Genomic DNA, 23,585 nt, shown 5'->3' with positions numbered 1-23,585 from the left:
CGATGACGAGTCGACCGGGCGTCTTCGTGCCTGAGTCAGATTTGTCGCTGCGGCAGCATCCGTCGAAGGACGTCGTCGCGGCGAACGTAGTGGTGAAACAGCGCTGCTGCAGCATGCAGACCGATCAGCCAGTAACCGAGCACGGCAACGGTTTCGTGAACTTCCTTGATATCACCGGCTAAGGCCTTGTCAGGGCCCAGCAGAGCGGGTAATTCAAGACCGAAGAACGGAATGGGTTTGCCAGCGGCGCTCAAGGTCAGCCAGCCCAACAGCGGAAGGCCGATCATCAGCGCGTAGAGCGCCAAGTGCGCCAGCTTTGCCAACCGTTGCTCCCAGGCTGCGCTGGCAATGGCGAGCGGCGCCGGTCGCAGCCATCGAGCCAGCAAACGCAGCCAGACCAGCATGAACACCGACAGGCCGAGCATGAAATGCCACTGCTTGAGCAGCTCTCGCGGCTCGCTGCCCTTGGCGAAATTACCCTTCAGCTCGATCGTTGCGTAGACCGCTGCAATCAGCAGCACCATCAGCCAGTGCAAGCCAATGGACAGCCGTCCGTAGCGGATCGGCATCAGTTTATCGTTCATTTCACCTACTCCTCGTGTGGATACTTGCCGCCGAGTCTAGGCCTCGAAACTTAAGCGAAGCTTATCTGGGCAAGCGTCGCGACGATTCGACGCGGTGTTGTGCCCGGCATGTCTCAAGGCAGCGCAGCGACGGCTGATACGGGGCGCGACGATCGGATACCGGTGCTGCGCGAAGGGGATGGCGAAGGATTGGGGACAGGCTCAGGTACGCGGGATACGCACAATCGCGCGTAATCCACCCAGTGCCGAATCGAGCAATTCAACAGTCGCACCGTGCAGCTCGGCGATGCGCGCCACAATCGACAGGCCGAGCCCAGCACCCTGACCGTCGCCGAGGCGAACGAAGCGCTCGAACAGTTGCTCACGCAGCTCGGGCGCAATACCGGGCCCGCTATCCGAGACCTCAATAATCAACTTATCCGGGGTGCTGCGCAGCTGTACCTCGATCCGCCCGCCGCTGGGGGTGTAGGTCAGCGCGTTACCGACCAGGTTCTGCAACAGCGTGGCCAGGCTTGCGGCATCGCCGGTCAGTGAGCAGTCACCGTGCTCATCGATTTCCAGCGTTAGTTCCTGATCGCGGGCGATGGCCAGTGGCGTCAGCTCGGCGAGGGTGTCGCGTGTCAGCCGACGCATGTCCAGCGGTGCCAGGCGCAGTTGCTGGGCGCTGGGTTCCAGTCGCGCGAGGGTCAGCAGCTGAGTGACTACGCGTGTCGTACGGTCGACCCCGGCGAGGAGTTGCCTGAGGGCTTCGTCACGATCCGCCTCGCTGCCGGCCTGTTGTGCGTTCTGGGCGTGAATGCGCAGCACTGCCAGGGGCGTGCGCAGTTCATGAGCCGCATCGGCGATGAAGCGTTTTTCCCGATCGACCAGTTGATTGACCTGCTGCAGCAGGCGATTGAGCGAGGCGGCCACCGGCTCCAACTCCTGCGGCAGCGGTGCCAGCAGCAGCGGCGCGAGGTTGTCCGGATCGCGATTCTTCAGCAGCTGTGCCATGTGCGCCAGCGGGCGCAAGCCCCAGCCCACCGCCAGCCAGATCAGCAGCGCCAGTAGAGGCAGACCGATCAGGTCAGGCAGCAGGCTGCGCCGGGCGATCTTGCCGACCAGCTCGCCGCGCACATCGTCGCGCTCGCTGACCAGAATCCAGAGTTCGTCCTCGGGATCGTGCAACAGGAACAGGCGCCAGGCATGGCCGTCTAGCTGCACGTCGTGATAACCGCCACTCAGGTCGCTGAATGGCGACGCCGAGTCTGCCTTGGCCAATTCCTGCAAGGCGCCGTTCGGCGCACCGGCCGACTGCAGCACGCTGCTGCCATCCGCGGCGTAGACCTGAAAGCCGAGTTTGGTTTCGTAATCATGCCCGGGCACCCCCTGATTCCGCCGCGCGTTCACGGCTGCGTCCAAGGCGCTCTGCAGCGCGTGGCGGGCTGATGGCTCCATTTCGCGCATCACCAGCCCCTGCACAAGCCGCGCGCTCTGCGCCAGCTGAGCGTCGAACAGCTCCTCGATCTCGTGGCGGGCGTCGCGATAACTGCGCCAGGAGATCAGGCTCAGCGACAGCAGCAGGATGCCGAGCACCAGCACCAGGGTGCGGTTGCGGATAGAGCGCCTCAGCATTTGTCCACCAGATAGCCGACCCCGCGCACGGTGCGGATCAGCTCGGGGAAGAATTTTTTCCTCAGATGATGGATATGCACCTCCAGCGCGTTGCTCTCGACCTCCTCGTCCCAGCCGTAGAGCACCTGCTGCAGCCGATCGCGGGTCAGCACCCGGCCGGGCTGGGCGATCAGCTCGTGCAACAAGACGAACTCCTTGCGCGGCAGGTTGATCGGGGTGCCCTGGTAGCTGACCTGCTGATTGACTGGATCGAGCAGGATGCCGCGGTACTCCAGTACCGGCTCAGGGCGATTGAAGCTGCGTCGGAGCAGAGCGCGCAGGCGGGCCTTGAGTTCGGCGACATCGAAGGGTTTGACCAGGTAATCGTCGGCGCCGGCGTCCAGGCCGGCAATGCGGTCACTGGTGGCATCGCGCGCGGTCAGTACCAACACCGGTACGGGGTTGGCGCTGGCGCGCAGCCGCTTGAGCACTTCCAGCCCGTCCATACGCGGTAGGCCGAGGTCGAGGATGGCCAGCTCGAAGCTTTCGTGGCTCAGCGCATGCAGCGCGCTGGCGCCGTCCTGCAGCCAGTCCACCGTGTAGCCCTCGGGCTTGAGTGCGGTGCGGATGCCCTCGCCGAGGGCGCGATCGTCTTCCACCAGCAGAATGCGCATGTCGTTCCTGTCGTCCTGGGTTGCTTTGCATTCAACGCCGCCGCTCGCGGTTATTCCAGCTTTTCCTTGACCTTGGCCAGCAGCGCGCGAGCTTCGTCGCGGCGGCCGGCATCGGCGGCCTCACGACCGGGGCGGGCAGGCGCCGCGAGGGCCTTTTCCAGCGCGGTGCGCGCTTCGTCATAGCGTTTCTGGCGCAAGAGGAAGTCTCCGTGGAAGTAATTCGGGTCGATGCCGTTCGGGTTCAGCGCCAGCGCCTGCTTGAACAACGCCTCGGCCTTGTCCTCGTCACCGAAGCCGATCGGCCAGCCAGGCACCTGATAGTAGAGGCTGGCGAGGCTGGTGTAGGCAGAGCCGTCCAACGCCTGTGGCTCAAGTTCGATGGCTTTTTCCAGTTCCGCCTTGGCCTGTTTGACCAGCCCCAGGGCGCCAAGCCCGCCCTTGGCGCCGGCCCAGGTGCTGAGCACGATGCCATGCCAGATGTGCAACTCGGCAGCCTGGGGTTCGCCGGCCACCGCGCTTTCAGCCTCCGAGGCGAGCCTGGCGAAGGCCGCCTGGCGCTGTGCTGCGGGCAGCTGGTAGTTGATCTCCGCCCAGCGCGTCTGGATATGGCGCAGCGACGATTCGCCGGCCGGGCTGAGGGCGAAGGAGGGTTGGCTGGTCAGGGCCAGCATCAGGGCGCAGAGGCCGAGCAGACGCTTCATGGGAGTTCTCCGGTAGAGGTAGGTTGCGATGCGGGTGGCGTTGGCTGTTCGGCGCGGGCGAAGCGCTTGATCACCGGCAGCTGCTTGCGCAGCGCCTGATCGACCAGGCGCGGCAAGAGGCCGTTAAGGCGCACGAAGAGTTTTTCCGGCCAGCCAAGGTAGAGCTCCTCCCGCTCGGCGGTGATGGCGTGGACGATCTGCCGCGCGACTTCTTGCGGATCATCCATCTCCACCTTCAGCTCGTTGTTCATCGCCACCACATCCGCGCTGTTCATTGCCGTACGGGTGGCGCGCGGTGCGACGTAGAGCACCTTGATGTGGCTGTCGGCCAATTCGCGCCGCAGCGCTTCGGAGAAGCCGCGCAGGGCGAACTTGCTCGCGCAGTAGGCGGTGAAACCCGGGTAGCCGATGGAGCCGAAGGTCGATCCGAGGTTGACCAGGAGCGCCTGCGGTTGCTGGCGCAGCAGCGGCAGCAGCAGGTGGGTCAGCTGCAGCGTGGCGGTGACGTTTACGCCGATCAGGCGGGCGATGGCGTCCTCGTCCTGCTGTTCGAGCAGGCTGAACTGGTTGATTCCGGCGGCATTGATCACGCAGTTGAGGCCGCCGAAACGCCGCGCGGCATCCAGCACCGTGTACCGGCCGCTGCGCTGGGCGAGGTCCGCGCAGACCAGGCTGACCTGCCCTGGATAGCGGCGCGCCAGCGCTTCCAGGGCAAGACTGTCGCGTCCCACCAGTAACAGCCGTGCGCCGTTCGCGCAGAGCCGCTCGACCAGCACCTGGCCGATGCCGCCGCTGGCGCCAGTGAGCAGGATGCGCGCGTCACGCAGTTGCATGGCTGTGCTCCGGCGCGCTCAGGTTGCGGAAGATGTCGCCGTAGAGTCGGTAGACGACGCGAGCGGTGTGCACCACGGCGGCCTTGTCGTCCTCGTCGCCGAGGCGGTTCATCAGCTTCTTGAAGAACTCGATGTGCTCCATGTCCAGGCTGCCGTGGGAGGTCAGGTAGCTGAATGCCTTGGTCGGCAGCTGAAGTTTGTCCTGCAGCACGCCGGCGGCCTGGGTCGCCAGCGCGATGCTGGTGCCTTCCAGCACGTTGACCATGCCGAAGAAGCTCGCCGGGTTGTGCCGCGCGATGCGGTCGTAGACGTAGGCGACCATCAGCTCAGTGGGCAGCGCCGGTTGGCCGTGGCGCACCGCTTCGGCATCGCCGCGGCAGGCGCGGATATCGTTGAGGATCCATTCCTGATGGCCGATCTCTTCCTCGATGTACTCGGCGATCGCCTCGCGCAGCCACTCCAGCCGTTCCGGCAGGCGCGCACCGCAGGCCATCAACAGCGGCACGGTGTGTTTGACGTGGTGGTAGGCCTGGGTGAGAAAGGCGATGTACTGCGCGCGGGTCGCGGTGCCGGCGAGCGCGGCGTGGATGATCGGCGCGCCAAGCAGGTATTCGCGCTCGGCATTGGTCTGGTGTTGCAGCCGGTCGAAGAAATCCATGATGAACCTCGAAAGTCAGGACAGAAGGGCGTTGATCGCCGATTGGTAATGGTTGAAGAGGGCGTTGCGACGCAGCCGGCCGTTGGCGGTGGCCAGGCCGTTGCCGGCGGTGAAGGGCTCGGCGGCGCGCAGCCAGTGGTGCACGCGGGCGTAGTCCGGCAAGCCGGCGTTGACCCGCTCGACCGCCGCCTGCAGCTCGGCATCGCTCAGCTCGGGGCGGCGAGGTACGAGCACGGCGACGTTCTGCGCCAGCGCCTCGCCATGCAGCCAGGCCTGGGCGATCGGCGCCTGCTGCACCAGCTCGGCCTCCACCCACTCGGGATTGACGTTGCGTCCGTAAGCGGTGACGAATTGATGCTTCTTGCGTCCGTGCAGCACCAGGAAACCGTGCTCGAAATGGCCGAGATCGCCGGTGGCCAGCCACTCACCGGTCAGCGGCGGTTCGCCGAGGTAACCGAGCATGTGCGGGCCGCGCACCAGTACCTCGCCATCGTCGGCCAAGCGCAGCCCGACGTGTGGCAGCGGCCGGCCGACCGTGCCGATGCGCCGCGCCTCGGGTGTGTTCAGACAAACCACCGAGGCGCACTCGGACAACCCGTAGCCCTCGAACACCGGCAGGCCGAGACGCTCGGCGCGCTCTAGCAGTTGCGGCGCCACGCGACCGCCACCGACGGCGATGAAGCGCAGCGAAGTCGGCAGCGGCGCGCCCTGTTCGGCGGCGCTGACCAGCGCCAGCAACAGCTGCGGCAGCAGGATCAGGCTGTGCGGCTGGCTTGCCTGCAGCGTGGCCAGCAAACGTGGCAGTTCGAAGCCCGCCGCGCCGCTGAAGCCGATCTCCGCCAGCGGGCGCAGCTCGACCCGTGCACCCGCCAGCAGCGGCGCATAGAGCCCGGCGATGTTTTCCAGCAGGGTCGCCAGCGGTAGCACGCACAGGTGCTGGCGCACATCACACGGCAGGCTGGCCCGCCGCAGGCTCTCGGCCACCGCCAGCTGCGCTTCGGCATCCAGGCAGACGCCCTTGGGCTGGCCGGTGGTGCCGGAGGTATAGGTGATCTTCAGGGTGCCGTCGGGCACCGGCGTGACGGTATCCGGCTGGCGCTGTAACAGGTCGCCGGCGGTCGGACGAAAGCCGCAGCGCTCGCTGAGCGGGCTGACTGCGCCGATCAGGCAGTCGATGCCGGCATGGTTAAGCACATGCTCCTGCTGCGCCGGGGAAAAGAAATCCGGCAGCGGCACGCAGACCAGACCGGCGCGCAGCAGGGCCAGATCCCACAGCGCCGACTCCAGACCGTTGTCCAGCGCCAAGGCGACGCGCTGCACGCCGAGCCGTTGCAACTGGGCGGCACGCGCCGCGACCTCGTGGCGCAATTCGGCATAGCTCAGCTGACGCGGCCCTTCGCTCAGCGCGATGCCGGCGTGCTGGTCGAGCGTCGTCCAGAAGCGTTCAGCTGCAGGCTGCATGGGGCACCTCCGTGGCATCGAATAACGGCTGGTAGCCGAGTCGCGCATAGAGGCCGAGTTGCAGCAGGCGCTGGTGGCCGGGCAGGATCTCGCCGGCCATCAGCTGCGGGCGGCTGGCGTAGTAGCTGCCCCAGTCGGCCAGCTCATCGCCCATGCGCGCCGGATCGGCCAGGCCCAGTGGCAGCGGATCGAGCGCGAGGCGCTGAAAGCTGTTGAGCAAGGCCGGCGTGCCGGTGAACACCACCCAGCGAAATCCCTGGGCGACCAGCAGATCGGTCAGCGCGACGATCAGCAGGCGCGCCGAGGCATTGCCGAACGCAGCCAGGTTGCCGACCTCGACGATCTCCTCGCGCGGCACCGTACGCCCATGGCGCTGGCTCACGGCCTGCTCGATGGGTTCGTCCAGATAACGCTCGAGAAACAGCGGCCGACGCTGGGCGCTGCGCAGACCGACCGCGCCCTGCACCTCGCCGTTCTGGTCATGCAGGCCCAGCAGGCAGGGCATGAAGTGCCGCACCCGTGCCTGATAGTGCTCGGCGAACCGTTGGTGGATGAAGCGTTCCAGTGCTGCGCGCCGCTCGCCTGCATCGGCCTGCGCCAGTTGCAGGGTCAGCGCCGGCTCACGGCCGATACACGCCAGTACGTCAGTTTGATCAACCCAGGGCAGTTCCATCGGGGAACCTCGGTTAGAAGCCTGGGGCGATTGTTGGGCGGCAAACTTAAGGCAGCCTTAAGCCGCACGGCGCTAAATGCGGGGCTGGCGAGGCGACGTTTTTTTCACATCGTCTCGGCTATGTTCTGCGCCGCGCGCAGGCGTAATACGCAGCGTCTGCCGTTCCGAAACTTCTAGCGAGTACCCCAGCGATGCGCATCCTGGTCATCGAAGACAACCGTGACATTCTCGCCAACGTGCTGGATTACCTCGAGCTCAAGGGTTACGTGGTCGACTGCGCGCAGGATGGCCTCAGTGGCCTGCACCTCGCCGCCACTCAGGACTACGACCTGATCGTGCTGGACCTGATGCTGCCGGGCATCGACGGCCTGCAGGTGTGCAAGCGTCTGCGCGACGATGCCGGGCGCGACACGCCGATCATCATGCTCACCGCCCGCGATGCCCTGCCTGACCGCATCAAGGGTCTGCAGGCCGGTGCCGACGACTATCTGATCAAGCCGTTCGCGCTGTCTGAGCTGGTTGCCCGTATCGAGGCGATCCTGCGGCGCTGCCAGGGATCGCGGCGCCGGCAGCTGCAGGTGGCCGATCTCTGCTACGACCTGGATACCCTGGAAGCCACCCGTGGCGGCCAGCCGATCCGCCTCAATCCCATCGGCCACAAGCTGCTGGCGATTCTCATGCAGCGCAGCCCGGCGGTGGTGCGCCGCGAAGCGCTGGAAGAAGCCGTCTGGGGTGATCACGTGCCGGACAGTGACGCTCTTCGCAGCCATATCCACCAGCTGCGCCAGGTGCTCGACAAGCCCTTTGCCAAGCCGCTGCTGCATACCGTGCACGGCCTCGGATTTCGCCTGGCGGAGGACTGCAATGCTCGCTAAGCAGCCGCTGGCGCGGCGGATCGTCATCGCATTCACGCTGATGACGCTGATGGTGAGCGGTGCGTTCGCCCTCGGCATCGTCGGCGTGGTGCACTTCATCGAAGAGCAGCTGGTCACCGAGGAGCTGAGTCGCGACCTGGACATCGTGCTCAACGAGGACCTGCCAAAGGGACGGACACCGCAACTGGATACCAGCACCCACTTCTTCGCCTCGCATCTTCCCGAGCACCCGATGCCGGAGGCATTCGCCGGACTCGGCGAGGGGTTCACCGAGCTGGTTCGCGGTGACGATGCCTACTACGTCTATGTGCGCAACGTCGGCGCTGACCGCTACGTGCTCGTGCAGGAACAGCACGAGTTCGAGGCCCGCGAGGATGCGCTGTTCAACGTCGTGCTGGCCGGCTTTCTGCTCAGCGTGCTCGGCGCCTGGGCGCTGGGGCGGCTGATGGCCAACCGGGTGTTGGCACCGGTCAGCCGCCTGGCCAACCAGGTGCGCCACCGCGACCAGTTGCATCCGTTGGCGCCGCCGCTGGCCTTGCAGTATCCCGATGACGAGGTTGGACATCTGGCTGCGGCATTCGACAGCACGCTGGGCCAGCTGCGCCAGACCCTGGAGCGCGAGCGGCTGTTCACCGCCGATGTCAGCCACGAACTACGCACCCCGTTGATGGTGGTGCTCGGCGCCTGCGAGCTGCTCGAGCAGCAGGCCGCGCTATCGCCAGCCGCGCAGCGACCGCTGGCGCGCATCCAGCGCGCCGCGCGGGAAATGCACGAGCTGGTGGAAACCTTCCTGATGCTGGCGCGGGCGCGTCCGCAACAGACGTCCTTGGCCGGCGACGCCAGCTTGCGGAGCGTGGCGACCGAGCAGAGCGAGCGCTGGGCACCGTTGCTGGCGGAGAAGGGCCTGGCCTTCGAGCTGCTGGAGGAGGGCGAGGACCGCGGCGTCTACAACCACACCCTGCTCGGCACGGTGATGTCCAACCTGCTGCGCAACGCACTGCATTACACCGACCGCGGCACGGTGCGGCTGGTCCTCGACGACGGTGGCTTTCGCGTCGAGGACAGCGGCGTCGGCATTCCCCTGGCGGAGCAGGAGCGCATGTTTCAGCCTTTCGTGCGCGGCGCCGAGGGGCGCGGCGAAGGGCTGGGGCTGGGGCTGTCGCTGGTCAAGCGGATCTGCGCCCAAAAGGGCTGGCAGGTAGGCGTGGTGCCGCGGCAACCGCAGGGCAGCTGCTTTCAGGTGCGCTTTCATGACGGCGTGGTTTGACGTTTTTTTCACATCCCGTTGACGGGCCCTTGATGTCTGTCTGGTTAGTTTGGCGTTTCGTTTCCAACCGGAATGCCCGCCATGACCACATCGAGCCCCATCGAACTGGAGTTCTCGCGCAAGTACGACCGCCAGCACGCCTACGAATACCTGCACAAGCATCAGGATGGCTTGGCCCGGCGGCTGTCGCACTGGCGTGACGAGCAGATGGCGCGCCGCGCACTGAAGATCGCCCGCGAGCCTGATCTGGTGCTCGACCTGCCGTGCGGCGCCGGGCGCTTCTGGCCGCTGCTGGCCGAGCACCCGAGCCGGATGATCTTCGCCGCCGACAACTCCGCCGACATGCTGGCGATCGCCGAATCGGCGCATTCGCTGGAAGTGCTCAAGCGGGTCGAGACCTTTCAGACCTCGGCCTTCGCCATCGACATGGGCGACAACGCGGTAGACAACATCTTCTGCATGCGCCTGCTGCACCACATCGCCGACCCGGCGCATCGCCTGGCGATGCTGCGTGAGTTCCACCGCGTCACCCGTGACACGCTGATCGTCTCGCTGTGGGTCGATGGCAACTACAAAGCATGGAAGCGCAAGCGCCTGGAGCGCCGCCGGCCGGCCAAGGACAACCAGAACCGCTTCGTCGTCGCGCGCTCGCTGATCGAGGCGGAATTCGCCGAGGCCGGTTTCGACATCCTCGACCGTAATGACTTTCTCCCGGGCTACGCCATGTGGCGGGTCTACGTGCTGCGCAAGCGGGGCTGAACATGAGCCGACCACTCGTACTGCCGGCCCGCGAAGCGCGTACCAGCACCTTCCAGCGCTGGTGGAGCACGCAGGGGGAATGGGTCGAGGAACCCAACCAGCGCCGTGCCGGCGAAAGCGGCGTGCAACGGATACGCCTGCGCGATCTGCAGCAGCCTCTGCTGTACTGCAAACGGCAGATTGGCCACCTGTATCGCTCGCCGCTGCATCCTTTCGGCCGGCCCACGGTGCTGCGCGAACTGCAGGCGCTGCAAGCATTCGGCCGGCTCGGCGTGCAGGTGCCGGAACTGGTCTACTGCGGCACGCGACAACAGGCCGGGCAGTGGCAGGCGCTGCTGGTGACGGCGGAGCTGGAAGGCTTCGTCAGCCTGGAGGACTGGTATCAACAGGACTTGCGGGAGCGCTTCGGTCCGACGGTACAGGAGCGCATGCTCGCGGCGGTCGGGATCACCCTGGCGCGCATCCATCAGGCACGCTGGCAGCATGGCTGCTGCTACCCCAAGCACATCTTCGTCAGGGTTCAGGGTGAAGATGACGCGGCCGAAGTCGAAGTCGCTCTGCTCGATCTGGAAAAGAGCCGTCGCCGGCTTCGTCGCAGCGCCGCGGCACGGCATGACCTGCGCCAGCTCAAGCGCCATCGCCAGACCATGCCGGAGCAGGACTGGCAACGATTGCTGGCTGCCCATGATGCGTTCAGCGACCTGCGGGATTCCTGTCTCGATCAGGGGCGTCAGGCTCGACACCCGGCGTTCAGTTAGCTCTTCACCTGCGAACCAGCAACACGCCCGATTCCATGTGATGGGTGTAGGGAAACTGGTCGAACAACGCGCAGCGCTCGATGCGGTGGGTGTCGTGCAGCTGGGCGATGTTTGCCGCGAGGGTTTCCGGGTTGCAGGAGATGTAGAGGATGCGCTCGAAGCGGCGGGTCAGTTCGCAGGTGTCCGGGTCCATGCCGGCACGGGGCGGATCGACGAAAACGCTGCCAAAGTTGTAGCTCTTCAGGTCGATCCCGGCCAGGCGGCGGAACGGACGCACCTCGTTCAGCGCCTGGGTCAGCTCTTCAGCCGAGAGGCGTACCAGGGTGACATTGTCGATGCCGTTGTCGTCGAGGTTGGCCAGCGCCGCGTTCACCGAGGATTTACTGATCTCGGTTGCGAGCACCTTGGGCACACGGGTGGCCAACGGCAGGGTGAAGTTACCGTTACCGCAATAGAGTTCGAGTAGGTCGTCGTTTCGCTCGCCAAGAACGTCGTAGGCCCAGTTCAGCATCTTCTGGCATACGTCGCCATTGGGCTGGGTGAACGCGCCTTCGGGTTGCCGGTAGCTGAAGGTGCGGCCGGCAACGGTCAGCCGCTCAGTCACGTAGTCGCGGCCGATGACGATGCGCTTGCCTTTAGAGCGGCCGACGATGCTGGCGCCCAGCGCCTCGGCTAGCTTTTCTGCCTCCTGCTGCCAGGCATCGTCCAGCGGCCGGTGATAGGCGAGAGTGATCAGCGCATCGCCGGAGAGCGTGGTCAGAAACTCGACCTGGAATAGCTTGAAACTCAGGGTCTCGCTGGCTTGCCAGGCGGCCTTGAGCTGCGGCATCAGGTCGTTGATACGACGGCTGGCGATGGGGAAGCTATCGATCAGGATCGGGGTGTGCTTGTCGCCCTGCTCGAACATCGCGTAGTGGCGTTGGCCGTCCTCGCGCCACAGGCGGAATTCCGTGCGAAGCCGGTAGTTTTCACGTGGCGAGTCAAAAACTTCCGGCGCGGGTGCGTCGAAGGGCGCCAGCAGTTCCACCAGCCGCGCGGCTTTCTCGGCGAGTTGGGCGTCGTAGGTGGCGGGGTCGAATTGCGGAGCGCTCATGAAGACTCTTGGAATGGTAGGTAAATCGTAGGGCGCGGATTGTACGGTCGTCAGCTGTGGTTGTCAGGAGCGGGCTGGTGCCGCTCTGGGCTGCTTTGGTGGGCTGAAGCCCACCCTACAAAACTCATGAACACTCTTGGAAGGGCAGGTCAAAACGTAGGGTGGATCGGGGCGCGCAGCTGACGCTTCACCCATCCACCGTTACCGCACGGCAGGTGAATGATGGAAGCGTCATCGTGCCCATGGCGGCATCAGCCGGCGAACCAGCCCAGCTTGACCACGAACAGGATCGAGAGGATCCACATCGCCGGGCTCAGCTCACGCCAGCGGCCGGCGAGCAGCTTGATCGCGGTCCAGGCAATGAAGCCGAAGGCGATGCCGTTGGCGATGGAGAAGGTCAGCGGCATGGCCAGCGCGGCGATGGCAACCGGTGCGGCGACGGTGAGGTCGTCCCAATCGATGTTGGCGAGGCTGCTCATCATCAGCACGGCGACGAACAGCAATGCCGGTGCGGTCGCATAGGCGGGCACGGCACCGGCCAGCGGGGCGAAGAACAGGCTGAGCAGGAACAGCAGCGCCACCACACAGGCAGTCAGGCCGGTGCGGCCCCCAGCGCTGATGCCAGCTGCCGATTCGATGTAGCTGGTGGTGGTCGAAGTGCCGAGTGCGGCGCCAGCCATGGTTGCGGTGCTGTCAGCCAGCAGCGCGCGGCCCAGGCGCGGCATGCGACCGTCCTTGTCCAGCAGGTTGGCTTTCTGCGCGACACCGATGAGGGTGCCGGAGGTGTCAAACAGGTCGACGAAGAGGAAAGCAAAGATCACGCTGAGCAGGCCGATATCCAGCGCGCCCATGATGTCCAGTTCCATGAACGTCGGCACCAGCGATGGCGGCATCGACACCACGCCGTTGAGCTCGGAAAGGCCCAGCAGGATCGACAACCCGGTCACCACCAGAATGCCGATCATCACTGCACCGGTGACCTTGCGATAGGCCAGCGCGGCGATCAGGAAGAAGCCGAGGCAGGCGAGCAGCGGGCCGCCGGCAGTGAGGTCACCCAGACCGACGAGCGTGGCCGGATTGTCGACGACGATGCCGGCATTTTTCAGCGCGATGATCGCCAGGAACAGGCCGATACCCGCCGCGATGCCGGAACGCAATGCCAGCGGAATGCTGTGAATGATCCACTCGCGGATCTTGAAGATCGACAGCAGGAAGAAGATTGCGCCCGAGAGGAACACCGCACCCAACGCCGTCTGCCAGGTGTAACCCATGGTCAGCACCACGGTGTAGGTGAAGAAGGCGTTCAGGCCCATGCCCGGAGCCAAGGCGATCGGGTAGTTGGCAACCAGGCCCATGATCGCCGAGCCGATGGCGGCGGCCAGGCACGTGGCGACGAAGACCGCGCCGTGATCCATGCCGGTTTCAGCAAGAATGCTCGGGTTGACGAAGAGGATGTAGGCCATCGTCAGGAAGGTGGTGAGACCGGCCAGGATCTCGGTGCGCAGCGTGGTGTTGTGCGCCTTGAGTTGGAACAGCTTCTCCAGCATGGTGATTCCTCTTCTTGCCGGTCTTTCGTGCGGTTGGGGTACAGCAAAGCTTATCCGGGCGAAGCCCGCAAAAAGCGGGGCATCTTACACCGTCGCTCGAGCGGGTTGAATTTCCATTCGGTGACTTGTGAGTTCTGCTTTTCATGGTGGGATCGCCCCGGCCTGTACCCAGCACCGGGCGAGATTGTGAAGCAGGCGCGCAACGGTTGTACTCGCGACGGTGTCTGTGTGACTGACGGCCCGATTGGCACGGTTCTGCGAGGAGGGAACATGACCGAACACCAGACCGACCGGCGGCTGGGTGGAAGCCACAGGCGCCTCGGCATGCACAGCTCGCTGCGCATGAGGGAACACCCGCATGGTTGAACCCGTACGCGGTGTATGCGCGCTGGTGCTGGCGGCGGGGCAGGGCAGCCGTTACCGCGAGCATGCCGATCAGGACAAACTGCTCGCTCCCTGCAATCGCACGGCTGATGCCCCGCCCGTGCTGGCGGCGACGCTTGGCGCGCTGTGCGGGGTCGCCGAGCGGCTGGTCGTCGTGACCCGTGACGACAACAGCGAGCTGCTTGCCTGGCTTGGGCAGCAGGCTGACCGGTACGGTGCCGAGGTGCTCGCCGTGCACACCCAGGGGTTGGGCCACAGCCTGGCGCAGGCGGTCAGGCAGTACCCGAGCGACAAGGGCTGGCTGGTCGCGCTCGGGGACATGCCCTATGTGCGGCCCGCCACCTTCCGTCGCATCGCTGAGCAGATCGAGCCACCGCACCTGGTGGTGGTAAGTCATCAGGGGCAGCGCGGCCATCCGCGGGGGATCGGTCGCGACCACGCGTTGCAGGTGATGTCGCTGGACGGTGAGCGCGGTGCTCAAGTGCTGTTTTCGAGTGGTGCCGCCTGGGCAGTCGAGGTCGATGACTCCGGCGTGTTGCAGGACATTGATCGCCCCGATGATCGACGCAACAGCTGACCGGCTGTAGCTGCCTGCCGGTGGGGCGCCCCGGCGGCTCTATAGCGCGCCTTGCATGGCCATGTATGCGCTCGGCTGAACGATTTTTCCGCGTGGGCAGTCGTACTTCCTAGGCGCACGGAAAGCGCATCGAATGCCTGAGGTCTTCGGCGATCCTGCATAGAACAGGCATCCGAAGCCCCCCAAACCGTGAGGCTGCCATGAGCGAAACGTCTTCCGTCCCAGGTGGGATTACCGCCTGTTCCATTTCCCTCCAACTGAACGGCCAGCGCCGTGAAGTCGAGGTCTATCCCTGGACCACCTTGCTCGATCTGCTGCGTGAGCAACTGCACCTGACCGGCACCAAGAAAGGCTGTGACCACGGCCAGTGTGGCGCCTGTACCGTGTTGCTCAACGGCAAGCGGATCAATAGCTGCCTGACCCTCGCCGTGATGCACGACGGCGCGGAGCTGACCACCATCGAAGGGCTGGCGCAGGGCGAGGAACTGCACCCGATGCAGGCCGCTTTCGTCAAACACGACGCCTTCCAGTGCGGCTATTGCACGCCCGGGCAGATCTGCTCCGCTGTGGGCATGATCGCCGAAGGACGGGCAGAAACCCGTGATGATCTGCGCGAACAGATGAGTGGAAATGTCTGCCGTTGCGGCGCCTACCCGAACATTGTCGCCGCCATCGAGGACGCGACGGTGGACACTCGCGAACGCCTGGCCGGTGCGAAGGAGGTGACGCCATGAATCCCTTCAGCTATGCACGCCCGAGCAGCGTCGAGGAAGCCATCGGCCAATTCCGTCCGGACAGCCGCTACATTGCCGGTGGCACCAACCTGCTCGACTTGATGAAGGAAAACGTCACCCGTCCTTCCCAGCTGATCGACATTACCCAACTACCGCTGGCCGACATCGAAGAGACGGCGGATGGTGGCCTGCGCATTGGTGCGTTGGTGAGCAATGCGGATCTGGCCTGGCACCCTCTGGTGGAGCAGCGCTACCCGCTGCTGTCACAAGCGATCCTGGCCGGCGCCTCGCCGCAGCTGCGCAACATGGCCACCACAGGCGGCAACCTGCTGCAGCGCACCCGCTGCTACTACTTCTATGACAGCACCACGCCGTGCAACAAGCGTGAACCGGGCACCGGCTGCTCTGCGCGCGATGGGCTCAATCGCATCCACGCGATTGTCGGCCACAGCGACGCCTGCATCGCCGTTCATCCCTCCGACATGTGCGTGGCGATGGCGGCACTAGAGGCAGTGGTGCATATACAGGGGCCGCAGGGCGAGCGGCAGATCGCCTTTGCCGATTTCCATCGGCTACCCGGCGATGCTCCCGAGCGTGACAACACGCTGAATGACGGCGAGCTGATCACCGCGGTCGAGTTGCCGCCCCAAGACTTCTCCGCCCACAGCAGCTACCTCAAGCTGCGTGATCGCGCGTCCTATGCGTTCGCGCTTGTTTCCGTTGCCGCTGCACTGGAGATGGACGGCAGCAACATCAGCAGTGCCCGTATCGCCATGGGCGGGGTGGCGCACAAGCCCTGGCGCAAGGCCGAAGCCGAGGCGGCGCTGGTCGGCAAAACGGCTGACGAGGCCGCGTTCACGACCGCTGCGAACATCCTGCTCGAGGGAGCCAGTGGCTTCGAACACAACGCCTTCAAGATCGAACTCGGCCGTCGCGCCATCGTTCGCGCCCTGACCGACGCCGCCAGAGGAGCCGCTCAATGAAACCCGCCACTTCCCCTTTTGGCCAGCCCCTGAATCGCGTCGACGGTCCCAAGAAGGTTACCGGCCAGGCCCAATACGCCGGTGAGTTCGATGTGCCCGGCCTGCTCTACGGCAGCGTGGTCAACAGCAGCATCGCGCGTGGTCGAATCATCAGCATCGATGCCAGTGTGGCCGAAGCAGTGCCTGGCGTGGCGCTGGTGCTGACCCACCAGAACCGTCCGCCCATTGCCAGCTATGACGAGCCCTACGAGGACGACGATGCTGCCGATGGCTCGCCGTTCCGGCCGCTGTTCAACGACCGTATTCTCTACAGCGGCCAGCCGATCGCGCTGGTGGTGGCGGAAAACCTCGAACTGGCCCGCTACGCCGGCAGCCTGGTGCGCGTCGAATACGAGCCCGAGCCCCATCACACCGACCTGCTCAGCGAGCTGGAAACCATGCACAAGGCACCGGCCGACCTGCCGGAGCCCCGCGGTGATGTGGACAGCGCCCTGGCCAGCGCGCAATTCAAAGTGGATGTGCAGTACACCACGCCGGTCGAGCACCACAATCCGATGGAGCCGCATGCCTCGACTGTTCACTACTTTCCCGAAGGCAACCTGGAGATCTACGACAAGACCCAGGGCGTGCAGAACTGCATGCGCTATCTGGAAGGCGTGTTCGACATGGAGGGCAAGATCCGCATCCTCTCGCCGTTTGTCGGCGGTGCCTTCGGTTCCGGCTTGCGTCCTCAGTATCAGCTGACGCTAGCAGTGATGGCGGCGCTCAAGCTCAAGCGCTCGGTGCGTGTCACCCTCAAGCGCCAGCAGATGTTCACCTTTGGCTATCGTCCGCGCACCGTGCAGCGGCTGTCGATCGGCGCAAACGCCAGCGGAGAACTGCAGGCCATCACCCACCAGGCGATCGGTCAGACCTCCAGCTTCGAGGATTTCACCGAGCATGAGGTCGAGTGGTCCGGGATGCTTTACAAGTGCCCGAACGCAAGGCTCGACTACCAACTGGTGCCGCTGGACGTCTACACGCCGCTGGATATGCGCGCACCGGGCGCGACCATTGGTGTCTACGCCCTGGAAAGCGCGATGGACGAACTGGCCTACGCAGCGAATGTCGATCCGCTGCAGTTGCGCCTGACCAACTACTCCGAGCGCAACGCCAACGAGGACAAGCCTTATTCGAGCAAGGAGCTGCGCCAATGCTACGAGCAGGGTGCTGAGCGCTTTGGCTGGTCGCGCCGCTCGATGGCGCCACGCTCTATGCGCGACGGCAACCAGCTGATCGGCTGGGGCATGGCCACCGGAGTGTGGGAGGCGATGCAGATGCCGGCCGCCGCCAAGGCGTGCCTGGAGCCCGACGGACGCCTGGTGGTCAGCAGCGCCACCTCCGACATTGGCACTGGCACCTACACGGTGATGACCCAGATTGCGGCGGCGGCCATGGGCCTGCCGATGGAGCAGGTCGAGTTTCGCCTGGGTGATTCGAACCTGTCGCAGGCGCCGCTGGAAGGCGGCTCCTTCACGGTGTCGTCCGTCGGGACAGCCGTGCAGCAGGCATGTGAGGGGCTGCAGGCCAAATTACTCGACGCGGCTCAGCAGTCGCCGGTATCGCCGTTCACCGGGGCCAAGCTCGAGGATGTGGAGTTCGTCGACGGCCAGATGCGCTTGAAGGCCTCGCCCGAGCAGCGGGTCGAGCTGGCGAAGATCGTCTCCGCCAGCGGCGTGCTCGAAGCGGAAGTCAGCGCCAAGCCGGGCGAGAAACGCAACGAGTATTCAATCTCTACTCACTCGGCGATATTCGTCGAGGTGCGTGTGGACGAATCGCTGGGCACGGTAAAGGTGAGTCGCGTGGTCAGTGCTGTGGCCGCTGGGCGCGTGGTTAATCCGAAGACCGCGGGTAACCAGATCGCGGGTGGTGTGGTCTGGGGCATCGGGCAGGCGCTGCATGAGGAAACCATGATCGACCACAACCTGGGTCGTTACATGAACCACAACCTGTCCGAGTACCACGTCCCGATCAATGCCGATATCAACGACATCGACGTGTTCTTCGTTGAGGAGAAAGACGAAATCGTCAACGCGCTGGGCTCCAAGGGCGTGGGCGAGATTGGCATCGTGGGTGTGGCGGCGGCGGTGGGTAACGCCATCTTCCACGCCACCGGTAAGCGGGTCCGCGATCTGCCGATCACCATGGACAAGGTGTTGTAACCGACTAGGCGCGTGGAAAAGGCGTTGCCGTTTTCCACCCTACGGGTGCGCGACTTTCGAGTGTGCGGGAGTAGGGTGGAAGACTGCGGAGCGTCTTCCACCGAAACCGCTAATCCAGATCCCGATGCAACTGGTCGCGGTTGGCCAGCGTCGGGAAGACTTTCATCCAGGTGCCGGTAACTATCAGCGTTCCGACGCCACCGATCACCACCGCAGGCACCGTGCCGAACCAGTGAGCCGTCAGCCCTGACTCGAATTCACCGAGCTGGTTGGACGCTCCGATAAACAACCCATTCACCGCACTCACCCGGCCGCGCATCGCGTCCGGCGTTTCCAGCTGCACGAACGCGCCGCGGATCACCATGCTGATCATGTCCGCCGCGCCCAGCACTACCAGCACGCCCATGGACAGCCAGAACGATGTCGACAGACCGAAGGCGATGGTTGCCAGGCCGAACACCCCGACAGCCGCGAACATGACCCGGCCGACCCTTTTGTTGATCGGATAGCGCGCAAGCCACAGCGACATCAGCAGCGCACCCACCGCCGGTGCCGAACGCAACAGCCCTAGGCCCCAGGGGCCGGTGAGCAGGATGTCCTTGGCGAAGACCGGCAGCAGTGCCGTGGCGCCGCCGAGCAGCACGGCAAACATATCCAGGGAAATGGCGCCGAGAATGTCCGGCCGGCTGCGGATGAAGCGCATACCCGCGAGCAGGTTGTCCATCGCCGGGCCGGTTTGCTTGGGCGGCGCCGGGCGTTTCGGCAGGCTCAGCATCAGGCTGCAGGCCAGGGCGAACAGCAGCGCCACCGGGCCATAGACCCACAGCGGGCCGATGGCGAACAGCAGACCGCCGAGCGCCGGTGCGACGATAGTGGCGGTCTGCATGGCCGACGACGAGGCAGCGACGGCTGCCGGAAATAACTGCGCAGGCACCAGACTCGGCAGCAGCGCCTGAGTCGCCGGCCCCTCGAACGCCCGCGCCGTGCCCAGCAGGAACGCAAGGACAAAGATCATTTCGCGCGTCACCCCCAGCCCACCAGCGCCAAGCACCAGCGACAGAGCGATCAGCCCCTGCAAACCCTGACACAGCGCCGCCACTCTTCGACGGTCGAAGCGGTCAGCGACATGGCCGGTCCAAAGAATGAACAGCAGGCGAGGGAAGAATTCGGCCAGGCCCACGAGACCGAGGTCGAGCACGCTGCCGGTCAGCTCGTACATGTGCCAGCCGATGGCGACCGCCAGCATCTGGAAGCCGCTGGCGGTGAACACGCGGGCGAACCAGAATTTGATGAAGGGGCGTTGGTGGCGCAGCAATAGTTTAGCGTGGGTGGACATCAGGTCGAGGCGCAAGGTGGGCAGTGGGGCAGATTAGCATTCAGCCCCGGTGGCGCTGAGGCAATCTGCCTGCAGAAAGCCGAACGGAGTGGACGAGCGGCGTTTTGCTTTGGCCCGCCAGCAGTCGAGACATGGTGCTCTGGTGGGCTGAAGCCCACCCTACATAGAAGGATATGCGTTGGCTTTCCCCGTAGGGTGGGCTTTAGCCCACGGTGGACGCGTGTGGTGTCGCGGGCTGGCCCCGCCGTGCGTACGAAGTCAGGCGTCGGGCTTCATTCAGGCAACAACCCGCGCTCGGCAAACACCGCCTTGGCGGTCGCCATGCCGTTCAATGCTGCAGGAAAGCCGGCATACACCGCCATCTGGATGATCACCTCGACGATCTGCTCCGGCGTGCAGCCGACGTTCAATGCGCCGTGGATATGCACCGCTAATTGCGGCTGGCAATGCCCGAGTGCGGTCAATGCTGCGACGGTCGCAAGCTCACGCTGTGGCAGGTCGAGGCCAGGACGCTGGTAGATATCGCCGAAGGGAAACTCGATGACGTAGCGGGCCAGGTCCGGTGCGATGGCTTGCAGGCTCTCGATAACCTTACGGCCGGCCTCGCCGTCGATCTCTTCGAGTTTGGCCAGGCCTTCGGTGTAGCGGGTGGATGCGGACATGGAGCGTTCCTCTTGATTGGGTAGAGGAAAGCCTGAGGGTTGGAGTGGACTCCAGGTCAAGGGGTTGTTTGTTGGCGGTACAGCTCGATCTTTGCCTGCAGCGCGGCCAGATGCTCGCGGTCGCGCTCGAGGCGATCTTGCAACTTGGCGGCATGGGCTTCCAGCAGGGACTGTCGTGCCGCAAGGGTAGATTCGCCGCGTTCACGCAGATCGGCGTAGCGAATGATGTCGTCCAGCGCCATGCCGGTGTCTTTGAGACGCAGGATGAAGCCGACCCATTCCAGATCGCGCGGGCCGTAGACGCGAAAGCCGCTGACGTCCCGTGGGACGTGGCGCAACAGGCCGATCTTTTCGTAATAGCGCAGAGTGTCGGCGGAAAGGCCGGTTCGCGTGGCGAACTGCTGGATACTCAGCCGAACCGGCGCTTCGCTCACGGCTTGATGGCTCGCAGGATGACGAACTTGGGCGTGGCCGCGACCTGCTCGACCTTGCCGAACAGGCGCTTGAGTTTGAGGTGATAGCCAAGGTGGCGGTTGCCGACGATCCACAGCTCGCCGCCCTTGGCCAGCGCCGTCTTGGCTTGGGTGAACATCCGCCAGGCGAGGAAGTCACCGACCACCTGCTGCTGGTGGAAGGGCGGATTGCACAGCACCAGATCCAGCGAATCCATCGGCTGTTCGGCCAGCCCGTCGCCGGCACGGATATCGGCAGGGCGCTCGCCAAGGATGGCCAGCCAGTTCTCGCGTGCCGATTGCACTGCCATGTAGCTCTCGTCCACCAGTGTCATCTGCGCTTGCGGATTGCTAAGGGCGTAGACGATACCGAGCACGCCGTTGCCGCAACCCAGGTCCGCGACACGCAGGTTGCCGAGCGCCTTGGGTAGGTGCGGGAGAAAGGCTCGGGTGCCGATATCCAAATCTTCCCGGCAGAACAAGTTGGCGTGGTTGACGAGTTCCATGCCCGGCTGATTCAGGCGGTAGCGGGTCGGATAGGGCGAGCGCGGTGCCGGCTTTTCGCTCGGAGTCGCGGTCAGCAGACGCGCTTTCTTCACCGCCAGCGAGGCTTGCATTGGGCCGATGTACTTCTCCAGCAGATCGCCCGCTGCACGCGGCAGATGCTTGATCATCGAGCCGGCGATCACCTGGGCACCTGGCGCGAGTTGGCCATGCAGGCGGATCAGCTGTTCCTCCAGCAAGGCGAGCGTCTTGGGGACGCGAATCAGCACCCGGTCGAACGGCCCTTGCGCCACCTCACTGGCGGGAAGGAAGGTCACCGCGTCAACCGGCATGGCGTTGCGCTGCAGGTTTTTTTCCAGCGCCAGGTGCGCCAGGTGAGAGTCGCCGCTGCTGGTGACCTGCACCTGCTTCGCCAGCGAGCAGGCCAAGGCGCCAAAACTGTCGTTGAGGATCAGCACCCGCGTTGTCGCAGCCAAGCCTTGCTCGTACAGCTGCGCCAATAGGTATTCGTCAGCCGCATCGAACGCCTGCAAGGGTTCGTTGGGCTGTTCCGGCTGGCGGATCAGATCGAGGCGTGCGTAGGCGGATTCGAGAATAGGCATAAGAACTGGCGGTGTTTACATGCGTCAGAAAGGAGTATCAAGGGTCCAGGCCGCGGAAAACTACCTGCGTTGGCAATACTGCGTTAGAAACAGCCTCAGAATGCTCATTTAGAACGCCTAAACTCCGCTTCTTCGGCTGTTTCTGCCTTGTCTTGCCTGCCTCGCCTACGTTTTCCGCGGCCCGGACACGCTGGTGTCCCCCGATGTCCGGAAGGAGCGAAGTATGACCGTCAGCGAAGAGAAGTTCACCCGCCAGCGTCTGCTCGAGGTGCAGACGCTGACGCCCAGTCTGTTTACCCTGCGCACCACCCGCGACCCCGGCTTCCGCTTTACTGCCGGCCAGTTCGCCCGCCTCGGCGTTCGTAAGCCCAGCGGCAGCATCGTCTGGCGGGCGTACTCGATGGTATCGGCGCCCCATGACGAGTTTCTCGATTTCTTCTCCATCGTGGTGCCGGATGGTGAGTTTACCAGCGAGTTGAGCCGGCTTAAGCCCGGCGACGAGTTGCTCATAGATAAGCAGTCGTTTGGTTTTCTGACCCTCGACCGGTTCATCGACGGGCGCGATCTCTGGCTGCTGGGCACCGGTACCGGCATCGCGCCGTTTCTCTCCATTTTGCAGGATTTCGAGGTCTGGCAGCGCTTCGAGCGGATCATCCTGGTGTATAGCGCGCGCACCGCATCGGAGCTGGCCTATCAGAACCTGATCCGCGAGCTGCCGCAGCGCGACTATCTGGAAGGGCTCGGCTCGAAGCTGACCTACCTGCCGGTAGTAACCCGCGAGCAGATCCCCGGCGCGCTGCACGGTCGTATCACCACGCTGATCGAAAACGGCGAACTGGAGCGAGCGGCGGATCTGCAGCTCGAGCCCGAACACTCGCGGATCATGCTCTGCGGCAATCCGCAGATGATCGAAGACACCCGCACCCTGCTCAAGACACGCGACCTCAACCTGAGCCTGACCCGGCGGCCGGGTCAGGTGGCGGTGGAGAATTATTGGTGAAAAGTCTCGCTCTGAGGCTGTGCTGCATGCTGGACAGCGGCGTAAGGCGTAAGGCGGACAAGCGGGGCTCGGTATTGAAAGCCGCCCCGGCAATGTCAGCTTCGTAGGGTGGATCACGCTTCACCGATCGACCGAGCGGTGGCAAAGGTGGATGAAAAAAGCGTCATCCACCCGCCATTTGCGCGCTAACTGGCTGTGCGACACGTTGCGCGCCGGGGCGTTTGCGGCGACGTAGTTGGGCGCGGTGCTGCGCGGTAACGGCGTGTGCCGTAGTAGTTAATCGCCACCGGCAGGAAGTGGTACTGGATGTTCGGCTATTCGAACTTGCCGCGCGAGCGAATGAAGCCGCCGGCCTCGAACCTGTTGCTGGCGCCGACACCCTTGCCGAGAAACAGCCACTCGGCGCCGATCAGCGGCTGGTTGTGCATCTGCAGGGTGGGATAGAGATCGGTCTCGTAGGCCCAGTTATAGCGCCGGCCCTGCAGCGGAAAGGCGAGCGCGGCGGGCATCTGGGTGCGGTAGTCCGCCCTCTCGCTTCGAGGAGCAGCACGCTGATATCCGCGTCCTCGGTCAGGCGGGTAGCCAGCACGTTACCGGCCGAGCCGGCACTGATGATGCAGTCGTATTCCTTCAAAGCAGTATCCTCCCGAATGGACACCGCCAGTCTCGAGCCA

At 64.7% G+C, this 23,585-nt stretch carries 23 protein-coding genes and 1 pseudogene; 9 read left to right on the top strand and 15 right to left on the bottom strand.

Going from position 1 to position 23,585, the window contains the following annotated elements; translation table 11 throughout:
* Window positions 1-35: 35 nt before the first annotated feature.
* The 8 genes from ACQKEK_RS19425 to ACQKEK_RS19390 all read right to left on the bottom strand — a co-directional run bounded on the left by ACQKEK_RS19425 (window position 36) and on the right by ACQKEK_RS19390 (window position 7,177).
* Window positions 36-584 (bottom strand): cytochrome b, encoded by a 549-nt coding sequence (locus ACQKEK_RS19425; RefSeq protein ID WP_463288182.1) that lies wholly within the window; start codon window positions 582-584, stop codon window positions 36-38.
* A 201-nt stretch (window positions 585-785) separates the two neighbouring features.
* Window positions 786-2,198, bottom strand: a complete 1,413-nt coding sequence (locus ACQKEK_RS19420) for an ATP-binding protein (RefSeq protein WP_499143250.1) — start codon at window positions 2,196-2,198, stop codon at window positions 786-788.
* Window positions 2,192-2,851 (bottom strand): response regulator, encoded by a 660-nt coding sequence (locus ACQKEK_RS19415; RefSeq protein WP_159969057.1) that lies wholly within the window; start codon window positions 2,849-2,851, stop codon window positions 2,192-2,194. Before ACQKEK_RS19415 ends, ACQKEK_RS19420 begins: the two co-directional genes overlap by 7 nt.
* A 50-nt stretch (window positions 2,852-2,901) precedes the next feature.
* Window positions 2,902-3,552, bottom strand: a complete 651-nt coding sequence (locus tag ACQKEK_RS19410) for a tetratricopeptide repeat protein (protein ID WP_499143252.1) — start codon at window positions 3,550-3,552, stop codon at window positions 2,902-2,904.
* Complete coding sequence (locus ACQKEK_RS19405; protein WP_499143254.1) at window positions 3,549-4,385, bottom strand: SDR family oxidoreductase; 837 nt, start codon at window positions 4,383-4,385, stop codon at window positions 3,549-3,551. Before ACQKEK_RS19405 ends, ACQKEK_RS19410 begins: the two co-directional genes overlap by 4 nt.
* The gene (locus ACQKEK_RS19400) at window positions 4,372-5,043 is read right to left on the bottom strand and encodes an iron-containing redox enzyme family protein (protein WP_499143255.1); all 672 of its coding nucleotides are present in this window, start codon (window positions 5,041-5,043) and stop codon (window positions 4,372-4,374) included. The genes ACQKEK_RS19405 and ACQKEK_RS19400 overlap by 14 nt, the downstream gene beginning before the upstream one ends.
* A 15-nt stretch (window positions 5,044-5,058) precedes the next feature.
* The gene (locus ACQKEK_RS19395) at window positions 5,059-6,504 is read right to left on the bottom strand and encodes an AMP-binding protein (RefSeq protein WP_499143257.1); all 1,446 of its coding nucleotides are present in this window, start codon (window positions 6,502-6,504) and stop codon (window positions 5,059-5,061) included.
* The gene (locus tag ACQKEK_RS19390) at window positions 6,488-7,177 is read right to left on the bottom strand and encodes a thermostable hemolysin (RefSeq protein ID WP_499143259.1); all 690 of its coding nucleotides are present in this window, start codon (window positions 7,175-7,177) and stop codon (window positions 6,488-6,490) included. Before ACQKEK_RS19390 ends, ACQKEK_RS19395 begins: the two co-directional genes overlap by 17 nt.
* A gap of 191 nt (window positions 7,178-7,368) precedes the next feature.
* Here ACQKEK_RS19390 and ACQKEK_RS19385 point away from each other — a divergent pair, with 191 nt between their 5' ends.
* The 4 genes from ACQKEK_RS19385 (at window position 7,369) to ACQKEK_RS19370 (ending at window position 10,836) form a co-directional block, all read left to right on the top strand.
* Window positions 7,369-8,052 (top strand): response regulator transcription factor, encoded by a 684-nt coding sequence (locus ACQKEK_RS19385; protein WP_148926928.1) that lies wholly within the window; start codon window positions 7,369-7,371, stop codon window positions 8,050-8,052.
* Window positions 8,042-9,319 (top strand): sensor histidine kinase, encoded by a 1,278-nt coding sequence (locus ACQKEK_RS19380; protein ID WP_499143261.1) that lies wholly within the window; start codon window positions 8,042-8,044, stop codon window positions 9,317-9,319. The genes ACQKEK_RS19385 and ACQKEK_RS19380 overlap by 11 nt, the downstream gene beginning before the upstream one ends.
* An 81-nt stretch (window positions 9,320-9,400) precedes the next feature.
* Window positions 9,401-10,078, top strand: a complete 678-nt coding sequence (locus tag ACQKEK_RS19375; RefSeq protein ID WP_499143263.1) for a class I SAM-dependent methyltransferase — start codon at window positions 9,401-9,403, stop codon at window positions 10,076-10,078.
* Between the two features lie 2 nt (window positions 10,079-10,080).
* On the top strand, window positions 10,081-10,836 hold the full coding sequence (locus ACQKEK_RS19370) for a lipopolysaccharide kinase InaA family protein (RefSeq protein WP_499143265.1): 756 nt from the start codon (window positions 10,081-10,083) through the stop codon (window positions 10,834-10,836).
* 4 nt (window positions 10,837-10,840) lie between these two features.
* Here ACQKEK_RS19370 and trmA read toward each other — a convergent pair whose 3' ends face one another.
* A complete protein-coding gene (gene trmA / locus ACQKEK_RS19365; protein ID WP_499143267.1) occupies window positions 10,841-11,929 on the bottom strand; it encodes a tRNA (uridine(54)-C5)-methyltransferase TrmA in 1,089 nt (362 codons plus the stop codon).
* Window positions 11,930-12,180: 251 nt separating this feature from the next.
* Window positions 12,181-13,476 carry an NCS2 family permease gene (locus ACQKEK_RS19360; RefSeq protein ID WP_499143269.1) on the bottom strand — a complete coding sequence of 432 codons (1,296 nt, stop codon included), beginning with the start codon at window positions 13,474-13,476 and terminating at the stop codon, window positions 12,181-12,183.
* A gap of 358 nt (window positions 13,477-13,834) precedes the next feature.
* Here ACQKEK_RS19360 and ACQKEK_RS19355 point away from each other — a divergent pair, with 358 nt between their 5' ends.
* The 4 genes from ACQKEK_RS19355 (at window position 13,835) to ACQKEK_RS19340 (ending at window position 18,355) form a co-directional block, all read left to right on the top strand.
* Window positions 13,835-14,437, top strand: coding sequence for a nucleotidyltransferase family protein (locus ACQKEK_RS19355; RefSeq protein WP_499143271.1), 603 nt, complete (start codon window positions 13,835-13,837; stop codon window positions 14,435-14,437).
* Between the two features lie 200 nt (window positions 14,438-14,637).
* On the top strand, window positions 14,638-15,171 hold the full coding sequence (locus tag ACQKEK_RS19350; RefSeq protein ID WP_499143272.1) for a (2Fe-2S)-binding protein: 534 nt from the start codon (window positions 14,638-14,640) through the stop codon (window positions 15,169-15,171).
* Window positions 15,168-16,154, top strand: a complete 987-nt coding sequence (locus ACQKEK_RS19345; protein ID WP_499143274.1) for an FAD binding domain-containing protein — start codon at window positions 15,168-15,170, stop codon at window positions 16,152-16,154. Before ACQKEK_RS19350 ends, ACQKEK_RS19345 begins: the two co-directional genes overlap by 4 nt.
* Window positions 16,151-18,355, top strand: a complete 2,205-nt coding sequence (locus tag ACQKEK_RS19340; protein ID WP_499143276.1) for a xanthine dehydrogenase family protein molybdopterin-binding subunit — start codon at window positions 16,151-16,153, stop codon at window positions 18,353-18,355. Before ACQKEK_RS19345 ends, ACQKEK_RS19340 begins: the two co-directional genes overlap by 4 nt.
* A 109-nt stretch (window positions 18,356-18,464) precedes the next feature.
* Here ACQKEK_RS19340 and ACQKEK_RS19335 read toward each other — a convergent pair whose 3' ends face one another.
* The 4 genes from ACQKEK_RS19335 to ACQKEK_RS19320 form a co-directional block, all read right to left on the bottom strand.
* Window positions 18,465-19,691, bottom strand: coding sequence for an MFS transporter (locus tag ACQKEK_RS19335; protein ID WP_499143278.1), 1,227 nt, complete (start codon window positions 19,689-19,691; stop codon window positions 18,465-18,467).
* Window positions 19,692-19,963: 272 nt separating this feature from the next.
* On the bottom strand, window positions 19,964-20,353 hold the full coding sequence (locus ACQKEK_RS19330; RefSeq protein WP_499143280.1) for a carboxymuconolactone decarboxylase family protein: 390 nt from the start codon (window positions 20,351-20,353) through the stop codon (window positions 19,964-19,966).
* 56 nt (window positions 20,354-20,409) lie between these two features.
* The gene (locus ACQKEK_RS19325) at window positions 20,410-20,787 is read right to left on the bottom strand and encodes a MerR family transcriptional regulator (protein ID WP_499143282.1); all 378 of its coding nucleotides are present in this window, start codon (window positions 20,785-20,787) and stop codon (window positions 20,410-20,412) included.
* Window positions 20,784-21,911 (bottom strand): methyltransferase, encoded by a 1,128-nt coding sequence (locus ACQKEK_RS19320; RefSeq protein WP_499143284.1) that lies wholly within the window; start codon window positions 21,909-21,911, stop codon window positions 20,784-20,786. Before ACQKEK_RS19320 ends, ACQKEK_RS19325 begins: the two co-directional genes overlap by 4 nt.
* A 223-nt stretch (window positions 21,912-22,134) precedes the next feature.
* On the opposite strand from ACQKEK_RS19320, the gene ACQKEK_RS19315 reads away from it, so the two are divergent.
* Window positions 22,135-22,911 (top strand): ferredoxin--NADP reductase, encoded by a 777-nt coding sequence (locus tag ACQKEK_RS19315; protein ID WP_499143285.1) that lies wholly within the window; start codon window positions 22,135-22,137, stop codon window positions 22,909-22,911.
* Window positions 22,912-23,246: 335 nt separating this feature from the next.
* Here the strand turns inward: ACQKEK_RS19315 and ACQKEK_RS19310 are convergent.
* Window positions 23,247-23,545: pseudogene (locus ACQKEK_RS19310) on the bottom strand (choline dehydrogenase); the annotation flags it as partial.
* Window positions 23,546-23,585: the final 40 nt, after the last annotated feature.

This window comes from Pseudomonas sp. NPDC077408 (genome assembly GCF_050269105.1).
Lineage (GTDB): Bacteria > Pseudomonadota > Gammaproteobacteria > Pseudomonadales > Pseudomonadaceae > Stutzerimonas.
This window is presented reverse-complemented; position numbering and strand designations above follow the sequence as displayed.

Bases quoted from the DNA above. Each gene is read 5' to 3' on its own strand.
- ACQKEK_RS19425 (WP_463288182.1), bottom strand. From the start codon at position 584: ATGAACGATAAACTGATGCCGATCCGCTACGGACGGCTGTCCATTGGC.
- ACQKEK_RS19420 (WP_499143250.1), bottom strand. From the start codon at position 2,198: ATGCTGAGGCGCTCTATCCGCAACCGCACCCTGGTGCTGGTGCTCGGC.
- ACQKEK_RS19415 (WP_159969057.1), bottom strand. From the start codon at position 2,851: ATGCGCATTCTGCTGGTGGAAGACGATCGCGCCCTCGGCGAGGGCATC.
- ACQKEK_RS19410 (WP_499143252.1), bottom strand. From the start codon at position 3,552: ATGAAGCGTCTGCTCGGCCTCTGCGCCCTGATGCTGGCCCTGACCAGC.
- ACQKEK_RS19405 (WP_499143254.1), bottom strand. From the start codon at position 4,385: ATGCAACTGCGTGACGCGCGCATCCTGCTCACTGGCGCCAGCGGCGGC.
- ACQKEK_RS19400 (WP_499143255.1), bottom strand. From the start codon at position 5,043: ATGGATTTCTTCGACCGGCTGCAACACCAGACCAATGCCGAGCGCGAA.
- ACQKEK_RS19395 (WP_499143257.1), bottom strand. From the start codon at position 6,504: ATGCAGCCTGCAGCTGAACGCTTCTGGACGACGCTCGACCAGCACGCC.
- ACQKEK_RS19390 (WP_499143259.1), bottom strand. From the start codon at position 7,177: ATGGAACTGCCCTGGGTTGATCAAACTGACGTACTGGCGTGTATCGGC.
- ACQKEK_RS19385 (WP_148926928.1), top strand. From the start codon at position 7,369: ATGCGCATCCTGGTCATCGAAGACAACCGTGACATTCTCGCCAACGTG.
- ACQKEK_RS19380 (WP_499143261.1), top strand. From the start codon at position 8,042: ATGCTCGCTAAGCAGCCGCTGGCGCGGCGGATCGTCATCGCATTCACG.
- ACQKEK_RS19375 (WP_499143263.1), top strand. From the start codon at position 9,401: ATGACCACATCGAGCCCCATCGAACTGGAGTTCTCGCGCAAGTACGAC.
- ACQKEK_RS19370 (WP_499143265.1), top strand. From the start codon at position 10,081: ATGAGCCGACCACTCGTACTGCCGGCCCGCGAAGCGCGTACCAGCACC.
- trmA (WP_499143267.1), bottom strand. From the start codon at position 11,929: ATGAGCGCTCCGCAATTCGACCCCGCCACCTACGACGCCCAACTCGCC.
- ACQKEK_RS19360 (WP_499143269.1), bottom strand. From the start codon at position 13,476: ATGCTGGAGAAGCTGTTCCAACTCAAGGCGCACAACACCACGCTGCGC.
- ACQKEK_RS19355 (WP_499143271.1), top strand. From the start codon at position 13,835: ATGGTTGAACCCGTACGCGGTGTATGCGCGCTGGTGCTGGCGGCGGGG.
- ACQKEK_RS19350 (WP_499143272.1), top strand. From the start codon at position 14,638: ATGAGCGAAACGTCTTCCGTCCCAGGTGGGATTACCGCCTGTTCCATT.
- ACQKEK_RS19345 (WP_499143274.1), top strand. From the start codon at position 15,168: ATGAATCCCTTCAGCTATGCACGCCCGAGCAGCGTCGAGGAAGCCATC.
- ACQKEK_RS19340 (WP_499143276.1), top strand. From the start codon at position 16,151: ATGAAACCCGCCACTTCCCCTTTTGGCCAGCCCCTGAATCGCGTCGAC.
- ACQKEK_RS19335 (WP_499143278.1), bottom strand. From the start codon at position 19,691: ATGTCCACCCACGCTAAACTATTGCTGCGCCACCAACGCCCCTTCATC.
- ACQKEK_RS19330 (WP_499143280.1), bottom strand. From the start codon at position 20,353: ATGTCCGCATCCACCCGCTACACCGAAGGCCTGGCCAAACTCGAAGAG.
- ACQKEK_RS19320 (WP_499143284.1), bottom strand. From the start codon at position 21,911: ATGCCTATTCTCGAATCCGCCTACGCACGCCTCGATCTGATCCGCCAG.
- ACQKEK_RS19315 (WP_499143285.1), top strand. From the start codon at position 22,135: ATGACCGTCAGCGAAGAGAAGTTCACCCGCCAGCGTCTGCTCGAGGTG.